The organism is Nocardia sp. NPDC055029, assembly GCF_053608525.1.
Window position 1 is genome coordinate 72,686 of sequence record NZ_JBSGVQ010000034.1, and the last position, 16,535, is coordinate 89,220.

The 16,535-nt window shown below is 69.3% G+C and carries 16 protein-coding genes; 7 read left to right on the forward strand and 9 right to left on the reverse strand.

Annotation, left to right across the window (positions count from 1 at the left end; all coding sequences use genetic code 11):
• Positions 1-66: 66 nt before the first annotated feature.
• Positions 67-1,236, reverse strand: a complete 1,170-nt coding sequence (locus tag ACWF9G_RS25695; protein ID WP_379310280.1) for a phosphotransferase family protein — start codon at positions 1,234-1,236, stop codon at positions 67-69.
• 193 nt (positions 1,237-1,429) lie between these two features.
• Here ACWF9G_RS25695 and ACWF9G_RS25700 point away from each other — a divergent pair, with 193 nt between their 5' ends.
• Entirely contained in the window at positions 1,430-2,449 is a 1,020-nt protein-coding gene (locus ACWF9G_RS25700; protein ID WP_379310281.1) for a DUF2189 domain-containing protein, read from the forward strand.
• A gap of 9 nt (positions 2,450-2,458) precedes the next feature.
• On the opposite strand, the gene ACWF9G_RS25705 is transcribed toward ACWF9G_RS25700, so the two are convergent.
• Both ACWF9G_RS25705 and aspS read right to left on the reverse strand, forming a co-directional pair.
• Positions 2,459-3,427 (reverse strand): DUF389 domain-containing protein, encoded by a 969-nt coding sequence (locus ACWF9G_RS25705; RefSeq protein WP_452518404.1) that lies wholly within the window; start codon positions 3,425-3,427, stop codon positions 2,459-2,461.
• 75 nt (positions 3,428-3,502) lie between these two features.
• Positions 3,503-5,317, reverse strand: coding sequence for an aspartate--tRNA ligase (gene aspS / locus ACWF9G_RS25710; RefSeq protein WP_379310283.1), 1,815 nt, complete (start codon positions 5,315-5,317; stop codon positions 3,503-3,505).
• A 209-nt stretch (positions 5,318-5,526) separates the two neighbouring features.
• Between aspS and ypfJ the strand changes: the two genes are divergently transcribed.
• Both ypfJ and ACWF9G_RS25720 read left to right on the forward strand, forming a co-directional pair.
• Complete coding sequence (gene ypfJ, locus ACWF9G_RS25715; RefSeq protein ID WP_452518406.1) at positions 5,527-6,453, forward strand: KPN_02809 family neutral zinc metallopeptidase; 927 nt, start codon at positions 5,527-5,529, stop codon at positions 6,451-6,453.
• A 46-nt stretch (positions 6,454-6,499) separates the two neighbouring features.
• Positions 6,500-7,000, forward strand: a complete 501-nt coding sequence (locus ACWF9G_RS25720; RefSeq protein ID WP_452506768.1) for a hypothetical protein — start codon at positions 6,500-6,502, stop codon at positions 6,998-7,000.
• A gap of 57 nt (positions 7,001-7,057) precedes the next feature.
• On the opposite strand, the gene ACWF9G_RS25725 is transcribed toward ACWF9G_RS25720, so the two are convergent.
• Positions 7,058-8,692 (reverse strand): hypothetical protein, encoded by a 1,635-nt coding sequence (locus ACWF9G_RS25725; RefSeq protein ID WP_452518408.1) that lies wholly within the window; start codon positions 8,690-8,692, stop codon positions 7,058-7,060.
• Positions 8,689-9,018, reverse strand: coding sequence for a type VII secretion target (locus ACWF9G_RS25730; protein ID WP_379032372.1), 330 nt, complete (start codon positions 9,016-9,018; stop codon positions 8,689-8,691). The genes ACWF9G_RS25725 and ACWF9G_RS25730 overlap by 4 nt, the downstream gene beginning before the upstream one ends.
• Before the next feature lie 191 nt (positions 9,019-9,209).
• Here ACWF9G_RS25730 and ACWF9G_RS25735 point away from each other — a divergent pair, with 191 nt between their 5' ends.
• Positions 9,210-10,184 (forward strand): NAD-dependent epimerase/dehydratase family protein, encoded by a 975-nt coding sequence (locus ACWF9G_RS25735; RefSeq protein WP_379311367.1) that lies wholly within the window; start codon positions 9,210-9,212, stop codon positions 10,182-10,184.
• Positions 10,185-10,195: 11 nt separating this feature from the next.
• On the opposite strand, the gene ACWF9G_RS25740 is transcribed toward ACWF9G_RS25735, so the two are convergent.
• Together ACWF9G_RS25740 and ACWF9G_RS25745 are read right to left on the reverse strand one after the other, a co-directional pair.
• Positions 10,196-11,044, reverse strand: a complete 849-nt coding sequence (locus ACWF9G_RS25740; RefSeq protein WP_452518410.1) for an SGNH/GDSL hydrolase family protein — start codon at positions 11,042-11,044, stop codon at positions 10,196-10,198.
• 127 nt (positions 11,045-11,171) lie between these two features.
• Positions 11,172-11,579: a hypothetical protein gene (locus ACWF9G_RS25745; RefSeq protein ID WP_452518412.1), complete on the reverse strand. Its 408-nt coding sequence runs from the start codon at positions 11,577-11,579 to the stop codon at positions 11,172-11,174.
• A 100-nt stretch (positions 11,580-11,679) separates the two neighbouring features.
• On the opposite strand from ACWF9G_RS25745, the gene ACWF9G_RS25750 reads away from it, so the two are divergent.
• The gene (locus ACWF9G_RS25750; RefSeq protein ID WP_452518413.1) at positions 11,680-12,693 is read left to right on the forward strand and encodes an Rv2578c family radical SAM protein; all 1,014 of its coding nucleotides are present in this window, start codon (positions 11,680-11,682) and stop codon (positions 12,691-12,693) included.
• 9 nt (positions 12,694-12,702) lie between these two features.
• On the opposite strand, the gene ACWF9G_RS25755 is transcribed toward ACWF9G_RS25750, so the two are convergent.
• Positions 12,703-13,347, reverse strand: a complete 645-nt coding sequence (locus ACWF9G_RS25755; protein WP_452518415.1) for a hypothetical protein — start codon at positions 13,345-13,347, stop codon at positions 12,703-12,705.
• Between the two features lie 74 nt (positions 13,348-13,421).
• Positions 13,422-14,696, reverse strand: coding sequence for a histidine--tRNA ligase (gene hisS, locus ACWF9G_RS25760; RefSeq protein ID WP_189023716.1), 1,275 nt, complete (start codon positions 14,694-14,696; stop codon positions 13,422-13,424).
• 85 nt (positions 14,697-14,781) lie between these two features.
• Here hisS and ACWF9G_RS25765 point away from each other — a divergent pair, with 85 nt between their 5' ends.
• Together ACWF9G_RS25765 and ACWF9G_RS25770 are read left to right on the forward strand one after the other, a co-directional pair.
• A complete protein-coding gene (locus ACWF9G_RS25765; RefSeq protein ID WP_379311363.1) occupies positions 14,782-15,675 on the forward strand; it encodes a peptidylprolyl isomerase in 894 nt (297 codons plus the stop codon).
• 276 nt (positions 15,676-15,951) lie between these two features.
• Entirely contained in the window at positions 15,952-16,494 is a 543-nt protein-coding gene (locus ACWF9G_RS25770) for a hypothetical protein (RefSeq protein ID WP_379311362.1), read from the forward strand.
• Positions 16,495-16,535: the final 41 nt, after the last annotated feature.

The following is a 16,535-nucleotide window of genomic DNA, read 5'->3' on the forward strand; positions in this document are numbered from 1 at the left end:
ACGTCGATCGGTGCAGACATCGCGTAGCTGGAAAACACGCAACCCCCCTGCGTTCGTCTGGCTCGCTTACTCCGCCCAGCGCTCTTCCAGCATCGCCGACACCTGCTCGGCGAAGTCGCCGACGGCGTCGTCCCCGGTGACCCGCGCGTCCTCGGCCAGGGCCGACCAGCGGTTGATCAGGGCCTCCGAGCGCGGCACGGACAGGCCGTGTTCGCGCGCGGTGGCGATGCGGGTGTGATCGGCGGGCAGGAACCAGTACGTCGACAGCCACACCCAGATCAGGCGCGCCTCGAGGATTCGCTCGGCCAGCACGGTGTCGTCGGCCAGCGACGGCCACACCCCGACCACGACCGAGCGCCAGGCCTCGACCATCTCCCTGGCGCGGCTGCGCGAGAGCTCGAAATCGCACAGGCAACCCGGGAACGAGACCAGCGCGTAGGCGATGTCGAGGGTGGCGTCACGGAAACCGCCCCACTCGTAGTCGAGGAACCGGGCGCCCTCGTCGTTCATGATCACGTTGTCGGGGCACAGGTCCGACGGGCTGAACGCGCGATACCGGCCGCCGGTGAACAGGCGGTTGCCGTGCACGATGCGCTCGGCGATCTCGCCGGGCACCTCGATGCCGAGCTCGGCCTCGAGCAGCCCGGGGACATCGGCGATCGCGGCCTGGGCCTGCTGGGCGATCCCGTCGACGCGATGCACCGAGTCGACCCGGCGCATCAGGGCGACGAAGTCCGGTTCGCGGCCGACGGTCGCGGCGTGCATCCGGCCCAGCGCCTGCGCGAAGGCCATCAGCGCGTTACGGGTGCCCGGCTCGGCGCGGGTCTGCAGCACGGAGGTGAGCAGCGCGTTGTCGCCCAGATCGGACAGCACCAGCAGCCGGTCGGGCACGCTGTGCGCGATCAGGTAGGCGCCAGGGCGCTGTTCGCGGCTCAGCGCGGTGGTGAACTGGTAGGACACCGCCTCGCGCAGGAATGCCGCGTCGATGCTGGTGACTCCAGGTGCCATGCCACCGGTGCTGCGGTCCTGAGCAGAACCGCGCACCTGCTTCACGATCAGCGTGCGCGGCAGCGAAAAGGCGTTTTCCGCAACACGCACGCGTAGGACTGTCGTCCTACCACTGCCACTGAGCTCCATCGGATCACTCAGTTTCACCGCAGCACCCATTCGCTTTGTGAGCAACTGTTGTGCTGCGGACACGACGTCGGCGGCGCGTTCGGCCAATAGTGCGGTCATCGCCTCTCAAGCTACTCGTACCTGGTCACTTCTAGCGAGCGGTTACACAACCTTTCCGCGTCGCCCGGCGTGTTGGCACCGAGGTTGCGCGAGTGTGACTGTTCGCTTGACACACCCGACTGTCGTCGGGTTTTCTCATCGTCAACTGCTGTGCGCCACACCGCAAACCGGTTGAGTCGAAAGGTCTACCACAGTGACCGACACACCGTACGCCGCATCGAGCGATTCACCGGGTGGGTCGCCGCGCTCCGGCGGTGGCGGACAGTTCGCCGATGGCACGGGCCGCCATGAGGGACAGGGGCAGCCGCCCGCGTCCGGTTCCGGACCGAGCAGGCATGGAATGGCCGGTGGCGCAGGCTATCCGCAATTCGAAGGGCCCGGCGCCGCGCAGTACGGCGAGGAACCACTCGAGCCCGCGCCGCCGATTGCCGGACCGGCCGCCGCCACACCACAGTACGGGCCGGCGGGCACCGGTCCCGGCTACGGCACGCCGCAGGCGAAACCGAACAATCCCGGGTATGGCGCCGCCCCCGCGCCCGGCGTGTCGGGCACCGGCGGCGGGCAGACGCCGGGCTACTACCATTCGGGAGCACAAGCACTCGATATCGGCCGCTCGCTGAGCTACGGCTGGGAGCGGTTCCGCACCAATCCGGGTCCGTGGCTCGGCGTCACCGCGGTCGGGGTGCTCCTCTATCTGGCCGTCCTCGCGATCGTCCAGATCTTCGATCCCACCTCGCTGTTCACCGTGCTGTTCCTGTTCCTGGCGGTCGCGGTGGGGCTGTGGCTGCTGCAGGCGGTGATGATCCGCGGCGCGCTCTACGAAACCGACGGTTACCCACCGGCTTTCGGGTCGTTCTTCCGATTCGTGAACGCGGGCAATGTGTTGTTGACGGCCCTGCTCGCCTTCGCCGCGACCCTGCTCGCCTCGTCGCTGTGCCTGTTGCCCGGCCTGGTGGTCGGCTTCCTGTGCATGTTCTCGCTGCACTTCGTCATCGATCAGGACTACGGTCCGCTGGAGGCGATCAAGGCGAGCGCGGTGCTGGTACTGGCCAACCTGTGGGCCTCGCTGCTGCTCGCGTTGACGGTCACTCTGGTCACCATCGTCGGTCTGGCGCTGTGCGGGCTCGGCCTGTTCGTCGCAGGCCCGGTGTGCGCGATCGCGGTGACCTATTCCTACCGGATGCTCACCGCGGGACCGGTCGCCCGGGTCTGAGCCCGGAGTTCAGTGCCGCAGCGGGGTGCGCATCCCGATGGCCCGCTTGAACCGGCCGACCGGACCCGCCTCGTCGCCCGCGCGCGGCCGCAGCCCGAGCACGAGGACGCCCGCGACGACGATGCCGAGCAGGTTCACCGCCAGCTGACCCACCGACTCGAACGCGCGGTGCCACTGGCCGATGGTCGCCGCCACCACCGCGTACCCGGCGGCGGGCACCGTGGTGACGGAGATGAACACGCCGATCAGGGCCGCCGATTTCGCCGTCACCAGTGACAGCATGCCGGCCGCTCCCGCCAGGATCGCCACGACCAGCGAGAACGGCCCGACCTGGTAGATGAAGTCCACGTCGTGGGCGTCGACAACGCCTTCGGTGGTGATCCAGCCGAGCCGCTCCCACAGCAGGGTCGCGGCCAGCGTGATCACCATCGCGACCGGGAAGGCCACGGCCAGCGCGATCACCGAGCGCCGCGCCAGCCGCCAGTTGCGGCGCACCAGCGCCACCGACAGCGCCGCCAGCGGCCCGAACTCGGGGCCGACCACCATGGCGCCGACGATGGTGACCGGCGAGTTCGTCGCCACCCCGATCGAGGCCAGCAGGCAGGCGATGGTCAGGAACGCGACGAAGGTCGCGTTGAGCGAGGACTCCTCGTGGGTCTCCTCGAGCAGCTGCTCCCAGACCACAGCTTCGCTCGGGTCACCGGGCGCGGCCCTGACCGCCCGGTCGGCGGCATCGGAGAGCACCACTTCGACGGGTCCGAGCGTGATACCACCGGTCTGCTCGATCCCGAGGGCCTTGATGTCGGCGAGGACCTTGTTGGCGGCCTCGCGTGCCACGTCGGCCTGCACGAGATCGCCCTGTGGTTCCACGGCGATCCCGCGCGCGACCGTCAGATGGGTGACCCCCGCGTCGGCTTCGAGCGCCCGCACGAGGGCGTCGGTCTGCTCGGGCGGACTGATCACACGCAGATGCAGCACCGGTGGCCCTTCTGGTCGGTGCCGCCGGGGCGGCACGGGAACTGACCAGAAGGTACCGGCTGCGGTCAGCGACCGCTATTTCTCGGCGGCAACAGCTTTCGGCGCGTCGGCGGCCTTGCCGTCGCCCTTGACCTCGGGCTTGGCGTCGATACCGGCCTCCTTGCGCTGCTGCGCGGTGATCGGGGCGGGTGCGTCGGTGAGCGGGTCGACGCCGCCACCGGTCTTCGGGAACGCGATCACCTCGCGGATCGAGTCCTCGCCCGCCAGCAGCGCGGTGATGCGGTCCCAGCCGAAGGCGATGCCGCCGTGCGGCGGGGCGCCGTAGGCGAAGGCGTCGAGCAGGAAGCCGAACTTCTCCTGCGCCTCGTCGTGGCCGATGCCCATCACCTGGAACACGCGTTCCTGCACGTCGCGGCGGTGGATACGGATGGAACCGCCGCCGATCTCGTTGCCGTTGCAGACGATGTCGTAGGCGTAGGCCAGCGCCGAACCCGGGTCGGTGTCGAAGGTGTCGATCGACTCCGGCTTGGGCGAGGTGAACGCGTGGTGCACCGCGGTCCAGGCCGAGTAGCCGAGGGCGACGTCACCGCTGGCGGTGGCCTCGGCGGTGGGCTCGAACATCGGCGCGTCGACGATCCAGACGAAGGCCCAGGCGTTCGGGTCGATGAGGTCGCACTTGCGGGCGATCTCGCCGCGTGCGGCACCGAGCAGGGCCCGGCTCGACTTGACCGCGCCCGCGGCGAAGAACACGCAGTCGCCCGGCTCGGCGCCGACCTGCTTGGCCAGTCCATCCCGCTCGGCGTCGGTCAGGTTCTTGGCGACGGGCCCGCCCAGGGTGCCGTCCTCGTTGACGAGGATGTAGGCCAGGCCCTTGGCGCCGCGCTGCTTGGCCCATTCCTGCCAGGCGTCGAGCTGACGCCGCGGCTGGCTCGCGCCGCCCGGCATGACGACCGCGCCGACGTACTCGGACTGGAACACCCGGAACGGGGTGTTGGCGAAGTAGTCGGTGAGCTCGGTGATCTCGATACCGAAGCGCAGGTCGGGCTTGTCCGAACCGAAGCGGCGCATCGCCTCGGCGTAGGTCATGTGCGGGATCGGAGTGGTGATGTCGTGGCCGACCAGCTTCCACAGCGCGACCAGGATGTCCTCGGCCAGCAGGATCACGTCCTCCTGGCGCACGAAGCTCATCTCGATGTCGAGCTGGGTGAACTCGGGCTGACGGTCGGCGCGGAAGTCTTCGTCGCGGTAGCAGCGCGCGATCTGGAAGTAGCGCTCGATGCCGCCGACCATCAGCAGCTGCTTGAACAGCTGCGGGCTCTGCGGCAGGGCGTAGAAGCTGCCCGGCTGCAGGCGCGCGGGGACCAGGAAGTCGCGGGCGCCCTCGGGGGTCGAGCGGGTCAGCGTGGGGGTCTCCACCTCGATGAACTCGTGGCGGGCCAGCACGTCGCGGGCGGCGGCGTTGACCTTGGAGCGCAGCCGGATGGCGTGGCCGGGGCCTTCGCGGCGCAGATCGAGGTAGCGGTACTTGAGGCGGGCCTCGTCGCCGGGGGTCTCGTCGAGCTGGAACGGCAGCGGGGCGCTCTCGTTGAGCACGACCAGGTCGGTGACGTTGACCTCGATCTGCCCGGTCGGCAGCTCGGGGTTCTCGTTGCCGTCGGGACGCTGCTCCACCACACCGGTGACCTGCACACAGAATTCCGCGCGGAGCTTGTGCGCCTGTTCGGCAGCTTCGCCCTCGCGGAAAACCACCTGCGCGACACCGGAGGCGTCGCGCAGATCGATGAAGGTCACGCCACCGTGGTCACGACGCCGGGCCACCCAGCCGGTGAGGGTGACGGTCTGACCGGCGTGCTCGCTTCGCAGCGAACCAGCCAAGTGGGTGCGCAGCACGGTATTCCTTTCGACAGACTTTTGCGGACTCGTCGCACCGGCGGGGAAGACCAGGTGCACTGCCATCGTAGTGAGACACGATCCCCGAGGGAAAACCGATATCTCGCCGCGCCGTGTCAAGCTTGTGACGCATGCCCGCCGGCGAGGGTCCGCCCGCGGTGAATCGCGCTGCAGGACAGCTGGACAACCGAGCGAAGGCGAGTACCGCGATGACCTTCAACGAAGGTATGGAGATCGATCCCGGCCGGGCCTCCTCCGGCGGCGGCCCCGGTATGGGTGGCAAGCTCGCCGTCGGTGGCGGCGCCGGTGGTCTGATCCTGCTCGTGATCACGCTGCTGCTCGGCGGTGATCCCGGGTCGGTGCTCGGCAACTTCACCGGCGTGCAGGACACCCAGCAGAGTCAGCCGGGCACCGCGGGCACCCCGAGCCATTGCAAGACCGGCGCCGACGCCAACAAGTACGTCGACTGCCGGGTGGTGGCGACCGCGCAGAGCCTGGACGGGGTGTGGTCGCAGGAACTGCCCAAGCAGACCGGCACCCGCTATGTCGAGCCCCAGCTGGTGCTGTTCTCCGGCGCCGTGTCGACCGGCTGCGGCAATGCCACCAGCGACGTCGGCCCGTTCTACTGCCCCGCCGACCAGACCGCCTACTTCGACACCGCCTTCTTCCAGGATCTCACCGACCGGTTCGGCGCCAACGCGGGCCCGCTGGCCCAGGAATACGTGGTCGCGCACGAGGTCGGCCACCACATCCAGAACCAGCTCGGCGACATCGGCCGGGCCCAGCGCGACCCGCAGGGCGCCAAGTCCGGCGCGGTCCGCACCGAGCTGCAGGCCGACTGCTACGCGGGCATCTGGGCCCACTACGCCGACAAGCAGCCCGCGCCGGGCAGCACCCAGCCGTTCCTGAAGCCCCTGTCGGACAACGACATCCGCGACGCGCTCTCGGCCGCCAACGCCGTCGGCGACGACCGCATCCAGCGCTCCGCCGGGCGCGGTGTCAACCCCGAGTCGTGGACGCACGGATCGTCCGAGCAGCGCCAGAAGTGGTTCCTCACCGGCTACAAGACCGGTTCGGTCAAGGCGTGCGATACCTATTCCGCGGGTGACCTGAACAACCCGCCCGGGCTACGCTGACCCCCGACGCGACACCGACACATCGTTTTTCGACCGAGGGGAACCCATGCGCCTGACCATGACCGGATTGCTCGTCTGCGCTCTCGCCCTGCCCGGCGTGAGCGCCGTCGCCAACGCCGAGCCGGCGCCGCTACCCCTGATCAGCGTGACCACGATCCCCGACGGCTGGTCCCAGCGCACCGACCTGCGGCCGGTGCTGCAGGTCTTCGCCGACGGCAAGGCCGTGCATTCCCCGGATGCGGTGAGCAAGGACCGCAAGCCCGAGACGGCGGCCAAGCAGGTGACGGGAACCGTTGCCGAGGACGTGATCTCGGCCGCGCGGGACGAGATCAACGCGCTGAAGGAGGTCGACTTCGGCATCCCGTCCGGCGAGGGCAAGGGCACCACGATCATCGATCTGATGCCGGAGGACCTGGTCGACGATGCCCATCTCGTCGTCTACTCCCCCGATTCCACCGACGGCCTGAACGCGGACCAGCAGGCCGCGCGCAAGCGCTTCACCGACCTCTGCAAGAAGCTGGTCGACGCCTTCAAGGAAAAGCGCTGAGCTGACGACGACGCCCCGGACACCTGAGCACGGTGTCCGGGGCGGCGTCGTCCGAGCTCAGAACCGGTCTTCGTCGGCGTCGCGTTCGTCCTCGTGGACCGCGCCGATGACCTCCGGCGTCGATTCGCCGAGTGGGCCGGTGAGGTCGTCGTTGCCGGTGCGGCTCTGGTAGGGCTGCACGGTGCGGCCGTGTTCCTCGTCGTTGCTGCGCTGGCCCGCGCCCGCGCCGGCACCACCGCCCATGAAACCGGAGCCGCTGGTGCCCGCTGTCGTGGTGTTGCCGAGACCGGTGCCACCCATCGCGGTGGTCATGACACGACCGCCGGGCAGGGCCGAACCAGGCACGGCGGTCGTGGCTTTCGGGGTCCCCGTGCTCGGGGTGCCACCACCGGAGCCGCCCGATCCACCGCGGGCCGTGCCGAGCGCCCCGAGCGCACCGCCGGTACCACCGCTGCCGCCCGTACCACCGGAGCCGAGGCCAGACGGCGTCGTCGCGCCGGGTGTTGGGGTGGTCGCGGTCGGCGAGGCACTCGCGGCGGCGGTGGAGTCGCCGCCCGTGCCGGACAATGCGTCTTCGGCCTGGGTGAGCAGTGGTTCGGCGATGTTCTCGGAGGCGGCGCTGAGCACTTCTTCCGGGGAGGGCAGGCCGCTCTGTCCGACGAGTTGCTGCACAACGCCGCCGAGTTGGGCGGTGTGCCCGGCCAGCTGGCCACGGGTGGAGTTGACGACGGTCACCGCCGAGCCGAGGTGTTCGGTCGCGAGGCCGATCAGCGTGGCCTGGGTCGGCGGCAGCATGATCGTCGGCGCGAGCGCGGTGGCCTGCGCGGCGAAGGTGGTCGCGATCGCCGACAGCTGCGCGTTGCCCGACTGGACGACGGCGGCGGCCTGCTCGGTGAGGGCGGCGATATCGAAGCCGCGCTGGCTGGTGTCCTGGCCTTCGACCTGGGCCTGCTGGCTGGCGGCGCTCGCGGCGTCGGAGGCCTCGCCCTCCCACAGCTGCTGGACGGTCTTGAGGCCGCCCTGGGCGACGCTCATCGCCGAGTCGATCAGCGTGGACGAATTGCTCAGCAGCGTGGTCGGATCGAGCGAGCCGAACACACCGGTGCCGAAACTGCTCAGCAGCTGCAGGATCGGGTCGAACAGCGAGTCGATGCCGGGCAGCGCGGGAATCGACACCCCGTTGAGCAGCGCGGAAACCGGATCCTCGGTCAGCGAGGTCGCGGCAGCCGAGCTCGCGCCGTTGCCCGTGCTCGCCGCACCGGAGGCCGACGTGCCGGTGAGTGCGCTCTTGGCCGAGTCGAACGCGGTCTGCGCGGTGGTCAGCGCGGGCGCGGCGACCTGGGTGAGCGTGCTCTGCACGCCGCTCAGTGCCGTCGACGCGTCGGTGGCGACACCGGACAGGATGTCCTGCGCGTCGACGGTGCCGCCCGTGCCGAGCCCGGACAGACCCGACAGCCCGGCCGGGGAGACCGCGCCGTTCTGGGTCTCCTCGGTGATCTTCTGCGCGAGGGTGAAGACCGGATCCTCGCTGGTCGCGATGTCCTCGGGCAGCTGCATCAGCGACACGTCGAGGATCGCCTGGGCGCTGTGGTCGACCGGGACGGCGCCCAGCGCGGACTGGGTCGCGGCGTCGGCGGTGGCCAGCGCGGTGTCGGGCGTGATGACGCCGGCGTCGCCGCTCAGCGGCTTCATGCGATGCCTCCGATTCCGGCGGCCTGACGCGCCAGGTCGGCGGCGTTGGCGACGTCGGTCGCGTCGAAGGTCACCGAGGACTTGAACGCGGCGTCGGAGAGTTTGGAGAACTTGGCCGACAGATCGTTGATGTCCTTGGCCTGCAAGGCCTGCGCGGCCGCGAACATCGCCAGGTAGTCGGCGCCGATGAGCCCGAACACCGGGGTCATCGCGGCGACATTGCCCGCCGCGTCGGTGATACCTGCCGCGGCGATATCCCCCGCCACCGCGGCGTTCGTGGCCGCGAACGCGGTGACGGCATCGGTTTGCACCGAGAGATCGGTCATGCGAATCCCCCAACTCGTCGTGAAAAGCCTGCCCTGAGACCGCGATCGGTGGCCGAGAAACTCCCGTCACGGCCGCCCGAGGGCGCAGTGCGCCAAATATAACCGAATACCCCGACCTCTATCGAGCCGTGTCGGCCCCGATCTGCGGGATTCGCTTTCAAAACTAGAACATGTTCTATATCCTCGGCGAAATGAAGGTCGCAGTGACCGGCGCAGCCGGCTACCTCGGAACCAACCTGATCCCGCAGCTCGTCGAGCGTGGCCACGAAGTGGTGGCCATCGATCGTGCCGCACCGACCACGTCCGATCCGGCCGTCACCTGGGTTTCCGGTGATGTGCTCGATCCGGCGTCGATGCGCACGGCGCTGGCGGGCGCCGAGGTGGTCTATCACCTGGTCGCGCTGATCACCCTCGCCGAGAAGAACGACCTGGCGTGGCGGGTCAACACCGAGGGCGTGCGGATCACCGCGGAGGCGGCACTCGAGGTCGGCGTGCGCCGGTTCGTGCACACCAGTTCCATCCACGCCTTCGACCAGTACCGCGCGGGCGGGCATATCGACGAGACCACCGTCCGCTCCGCCGATCCCGGACTGCCGGTGTACGACCGGTCCAAATGGGCGGGCGAGCAGGCGCTGCGACCGGTGATCGAGCGCGGTCTCGATGCGGTGATCGTGAACCCGACCGGCGTCTACGGCCCGGTCGACCACCCCGAGCGGCTGTCCCGGCTGAACCGCATCGCCGCCGACGCGATGCGCGGGCGCGTGCCGGTGATGATCGGCGGCGGGTTCGACCTGGTCGACGTGCGCGATGTCGCCCATGGCCTGATCCTGGCGGGCGAGAAGGGCCGCACGGGCGAGAACTACCTGCTCGGCGGGTACATGACCGCATTGATCGACCTGTGCCGAATGGCTGCGGCACGCACCGGCGCCAAAGGCCCGCGTTTCGCGATCCCGGCCAAGGCGCTCGGCGCGATCCTGCCGGTGGTCGAGCCGATCAGCAAGCGTCTCGGCTCGGACATCCTGTCCAAGGCGGCGCTCGGCGCGATCCTGTCGGCGCCGGTTGTCGATCACGGCAAGGCCGAACGCGAGCTCGGCTACCGGCCACGCCCGGCCGAAGAGACCGTCGCCGATCTGGTCGACCTACTGCGCGCACCGCGCAACGCCTGACCCCGACGCCCCTACGCCGCCACGGCCGCGCGGATGACGTCGGCCGTGGCCTGCTGACCGGCGGCGTTGGGGTGCACCGGAGTCGCATTGGGCTGACCGGGCACCGGCGGCTCGATCCACCGGGTTGCCAGGTCACGGCAGGCATCGTGCCCGATACTCGGGGTATAGATGTCGATGTAGCTCGCGCCGTTGACTTCCGCCTGGCGACGCAACGCGGCATTGAGGTCTTTCTCGACATCGCGCGCGTAGGCGATATCGCCGGGGCTGAGCGGAACCTGTGGATAGCAGCTGCCCGATTCCGGCAGCACCGCCGGATATCCGACGACGTACACGCGCGCGTTCGGCGCCAGTGTCCCGATGCGTCCGATGGCCGCACCCATCGCGGGCTCGTAGGCGGCGATGTCGTCGCTGAAGCGCGATCCCCAGGCGTCGCGACACGGTGTGCCGACACCGGCGGCATTACCGAGATTGAGCGCTACGCACGACATGACCATCGTCTGGAACAGATTGCCGTCGTTGCCACCGATCTGATAGGTGACGACCCCGGTCCGCGGCGAGAGCGCGTCGAATTGCGCGGGCTGATCGGCATATTGGGCGGTGCTCATATGCGCGGTCGCCGCCGAGGCGCAGCTGACATCGGTGAGCTCCCACCCGGTCGCCGAGACCAGCCGATGCGGATAGTTCTGCGCCGATCGCGTGCACAGCGGCGGGCTGCCGGGAGCGGGATCGAGCAAACCGGGCGCGGCGGTATAGGAGTCACCGATCGCGACATAGGACACCGGGGGCGCCGAGATGGCACCCGGGAACAGCAGGCCGAGGACGAGCTGAGCGACGGCCGCGACCAACACCGGTCTTTCCATCGAACACTTCTTACCGAGACAACACCACCGAAAACCGGGCCACACGGTCCGCCACCAGCGATTTTACGCGCGAATCAACCAAAATGCGGCCGTCCAGTCTGGTTTTGTACGGCCGCTCGTCAGCGCATTAGAGGGCAACGAGAACCCCGACGAGGAAGATCCCGAGCCCCGCCGTGATGGTGACCGCACCGGCGAAACCCAACGGTCCGGTGCGCGCGTGCTCGGCGAATTCGTCGCCGACGCCCGTGAGCCAATTGATCGTGTCCTTGGCGGCGATGAACACCCCGGAGGCCACGACCAGCCAGGCCGCGGCGGTGTTCCACCCGGCAGGCAGAGTCGACATGCGCGCCGGCCACACCAGGCCGAGCAGAACAGCGCCTTGGAGCACCGCGCCGACGTGCGCGACGGTGAGATAGCGCGGCGTCGGCGGATGACCCGAGCGCATCCGCAACACCGTCATCGGATTACCGAGAAGCACGCCATAGGCGAGTGTCACCACGCCGCCGACAATGAGAATCTTCTCTGCCGCTGTCATGCCATTTCCCCTGTTCGCCGAGGAAGCCACTGCGGACGATTGTAGAGAGCCGGGGTCGACCACGCTTGACACCACATCGAACACATGTTCGACTCATGGGGTGCGGTGGCAAGCCCAGACCCTCGACGCCGATGACGGCGCCCTGCCCGGATTGACCAGGGCCGGGCTGGTTCGCAGCGTCCGCACCCCCGAGTTCGACGGCATGACCTTCCACGAGGTGCTCTGCAAGAGCGCGCTGAACAAGATGCCGGAGAGTTCCTCGCTGCCGTTCCGCTGGACGATCAATCCGATGCGCGGGTGTTCGCATGCCTGCCGGTACTGCTTCGCGCGCGGCAGCCACGAGTATCTCGGCCTGGACGCAGGCAACGATTTCGATTCCGAGATCGTGGTGAAGACCAATGTCGCCGCGATCCTGCGCCGCGAACTGGCGCGCCGGTCCTGGCAGCGCGAACCGGTGGCGCTCGGCACCAATACCGACCCCTATCAGCGTGCCGAGGGCCGCTATCGCCTGATGCCGGGCATCATCGGCGCCTTCGCGGACTCGGGCACGCCGTTCTCGATTCTCACCAAAGGTCCACTGCTGCGCCGTGATCTGCCGCTGCTCACCGAGGCGTCGCGGCGGGTGGCGGTGAGCGTCGCGGTGTCGATCGCCATCCTCGACCCCGACCTGCACCGCAGCCTCGAACCCGGCACACCCACTCCTCGCGCGCGCCTCGACCTGGTCCGCGCACTCGCCGACGCGGGCTTCGCCGTCCACGTCATGGCGGCCCCGATCATCCCGTGTCTCACCGACGGCAGCGCTCATCTCGACGCGCTGTTCGCCGCGATCGCCGACGCGGGCGCCGACAGCGCCATGGCCTTCCCCATGCACTTGCGCGGCAGCACGCGCGGCTGGTTCCTGAGCTGGCTGGCCACCGAACACCCGGCGCTGCTGCGGCGCTATCGCCAGCTCTACGGCCGCGGCGGCACTGTCACCCCTGCCTACAGCGCCTGGCTTCGTGAGCGGGTCGACCCGCTGCTCGCCGCCTACGATCTACGCCGTCCCCAGGGCCGCACCACACCGACGCCGCCGACCATGGCACCCCCGGACGCCCAGCTCGCGCTGTTCGCTTGAGCCGGGCGCTCACACGAGCGAGGCGACCTCGGAATCGGTGAGCACCACCGGTGACACGACGTCCTTCACACGCACCAGACGCACCCCGCGATACAGCGGCCGCTCCCCCAGTCCGGCATCGCGCGCCTCGGCCCGCAACTGCTGCACCAGCACCTCCGAGACGACGACGGCGGCGGCGAGTTCGCTGGCGGCGAGCGCGTCGGCGAGCTTGCGCAGCCCGAGCAGATGCAGCTCCCGCCCACTGCCCGCGTCGGTGTACATCGCCAGCGGCACCAGCTGGATGTCCGCGCCCGCGGTCACCTTCAGCACGATCCGGCTCAGCCTGCCCGGAAACACCAGCAGCTGTACGCCGCTCGCGTCCGCGAGGTCGATGCGATGTTCACCGAGCAGCCGGTGCGCGCGGATCTCGGTGCCGCTCAACCACATCCGCCTGCGCCGGAACGCGAACACGTAGCCGATGGTCGGCACCGCGACGACGAGCCCGAGGGCGATCGCGTACGGCCAGCTCACCCACACCGCCGACAGCAGCGTCACGCCGATGCCGACGCCGAGCGCGGCCAGCGCGAGCCTGCGCAACATGGGCGCGAACACTTCGGGCGCCACCAGGTCGATGCCGACCGGTTCCGCCGCCGCCCGCCCGGACTCCCCGTCCACGATGTCCCTCTCCACCCGGACCGGCCCGTCCGGTCCGAGGCGCGGTCAGATTACCGCGCCGGGACGCGCCGGGCTCAGTTGCCGAGTGCGCTGCGCAGCACGCCGATGACCTCGCCCAGCGGCACCTGCCGCTGCTCGCCGGTCGCCATCTCCTTGACCCCGATCGAGTGCTCCTCGAGATCGCGATCGCCGAGCACCAGCGTGTATTTCGCGCCGGAGCGGTCGGCGCCCTTCATGGCGCCCTTCATCCCGCGTCCGCCGTAGGCCAGGTCGACGCTGATCCCCGCGCCGCGCAGATCGCCCGCGAGCGCGACCAGCCGCGCCTTGGCCGCGTCACCGAGGGCGATGCCGTAGACCTGGCAGCGCGCCGGGTCGGCCGCCGCCTTGCCCTCGGCCGCCAGCGCGAGCACGGTCCGGTCGACACCGATACCGAAACCGATGCCCGACAGCGGCTGCCCGCCGAGTTCGGCCATCAGCCCGTCGTAGCGGCCACCGCCACCGATGCCGGACTGCGCGCCCAGCTTGTCGTGCACGAACTCGAAGGTGGTCTTGGTGTAGTAGTCCAGGCCGCGGACCATGCGCGGGTTCACCACGTACGGCACGCCGAGCGCGTCGAGGTGGGCGAGCACCTGCTCGAAGTGCGTCTTGGCCGATTCAGAGAGGTGATCGATCATCAACGGCGCGTTCGCGGTCAGCTCGCGCACCTCGGGCCGCTTGTCGTCGAGCACGCGCAGCGGGTTGATCTGGGCGCGGCGGCGGGTCTCCTCGTCGAGCGGGAGGCCGAGCAGGAACTCCTGCAACAGGTCCCGGTACTGCGGGCGGCAGGTCTCGTCGCCGAGCGAGGTGATCTCGAGCCGGAACCCGTCCAGGCCGAGGCCGCGGAATCCGGCGTCGGCGATGGCGATGACCTCGGCGTCGAGCGCGGGGTCGTCGACGCCGATCGCCTCGATGCCGACCTGCTGCAACTGCCGGTACCGGCCAGCCTGCGGGCGCTCGTAGCGGAAGAACGGACCGGCGTAACACAGCTTGAGCGGCAGCTGCCCGCTCTTGTCCAGACCGTGCTGGATCACCGCGCGCATGACGCCGGCGGTGCCTTCGGGGCGCAGGGTGAAGCTCTCGCCGTTGCGGTCGGCGAAGGTCCACATCTCCTTGCTGACCACGTCGGTCGACTCGCCGACACCACGCGCGAACAGGGCGGTCTGTTCGAATACCGGCAGCTCGATGTGCCCGTACCCGGCGAGTCGGGCGGCGTTGATCAAGCCGTCGCGCACGGCGACGAACTCGGCCGAGCCGGGGGGCACGTAATCCGGGACCCCCTTCGGGGCGGTGAAGCTGCTGGTCTTGGTCACGATCATCCAGTTTTCCCCACGGGCGCCCCTCGCGTCCAACCGGTTACCCTCTAGACGAATCTGACGACACGGGAGGAACGCGGTAGTGCCGAGTAACGAACAGCGACGGGCGGCGGCCAAGCGCAAGCTGGAGCGCCAGCTGGAACGACGGGCCGAGCAGGAGAAGAAGCGCAAGCGCCTCGTGATCGCGGGCTCGGTACTCGGTGTCATCGTGGTCGCCGCCGCCGTGACCGGCGTGTACTTCCTCACCAAGGGCGGAGACGAGCCGGAATCCTCGGCCACGGCGAGCGCGACGACCACCAGCAAGCGCGAACTGCCGCCCGCCGCGGACGCGCCCGCGGTCGCCGCCAAGCCCGCCACCGTCGACTGCGCCTACCCGGTCGGCGCCGAGCCCGCCGCCAAGCCGGTGGCGCCGCCGAGCACCACCACGGTCGCCTCCGGCCCCGACGCGCCGAAGACCAAGGTGTCCATCGACTCCACCCAGGGCCCGATCGGCCTCGAGCTCGACAGTGCCGCATCGCCGTGCACCGTCAACAGTTTCGTGAGCCTGGCCCAGCAGGGCTACTTCGACAACACCAGCTGCCACCGCATCTCGGCCGAGACCGGCTTCGAGATGCTGCAGTGCGGTGACCCGACCGCCACCGGCATGGGCGGCCCGGGCTACAGCTTCGCCAACGAGTACCCGACCGATCAGTACCCGGCGAACGATCCGAACCTGGAAAGCCCGGTCAAGTACCAGCGCGGCGTGATCGCGATGGCGAACTCGGGCCTGACTCCCGAGGGCACCAACGGCAGCCAGTTCTTCCTGGTCTACGGCGACACCATCCTGCCGCCGAAGTACACCATCTTCGGCACCATCGACGAGGCGGGCCTGAAGACGCTGGCGAAGGTCGGCGCCGCGGGCGACGACGGCTCCATGTCGGCGGGCGGCGGCAAGCCCAAGATGCCGATCAGCTTCAACACCGTCAAGGTGGGCTGACAGCCCCACACACGGCACCGAAAGGGCCGGACGCCGTCACGGTGTCCGGCCCTTTTCCGGTGTCATCGCCTCGACACCGTCGGAAGATCATCAGAGGCAAGGCAATCCTATGGATCGTCCGGCCGATGCTGGCTCGTTCCGCATTTTCTCCCCCGCCACTCCGTGCCCACCGAAACTTCTCGACACCTGCCTCGCGTGGCTCCGCCAGACATACAGTCGTGTCCTTCGCGCGGTAGGCTCAGATGTCCACTTCCACAGCAGCATCGGGGAGCAGTCATGGCGGAACTCGACGACATCGGCAGCGAAACGGCGTCCATGATGAAAATCATGCTGCAGATGGCCACCCTGGTCGCCCTCAAGTCGCGTGAGGCCGGCCAGAAAGAGGCCGAGGCCCGCGTCAAGGCGGTCGAGGCGAAGATGAAGGAAGCCAAGGAACTCCAGATCCGCGAGGCCCGCGATCTGAAGGCCAAGGACCCGCGCAATATCGAACTGGTGCAGATGATGTCGGTCGGCACCAAGTCGACGCAGACACGCGGACTCACCCTCGAGAAGGACCCGTCCTCACCGTTCGCGAGCACCGCGGCCTCGGTCGGCGCGAACGCACCGCAGGTGGGCTACGACTCCGTCGAGCGGCGCGCGGCCATCGCGGCCCATCTCGAACGGGCAGGCGTCGCACCGGAATTGGCCGAAGTGCGGATGCTGGTCGAGATGGGACAGGGCATTTCGCCGGACGAGGCGATCCGGCGCACGAACGCGGGCGCGCGGCGGGCAGGCATCGAACGCAGTATCGATCCGCGCGGACTCGAACGCGGCCGCTGACCCGCTCCGATGCGGTCCGGCGGGGGCGGCCTGACCGCCCC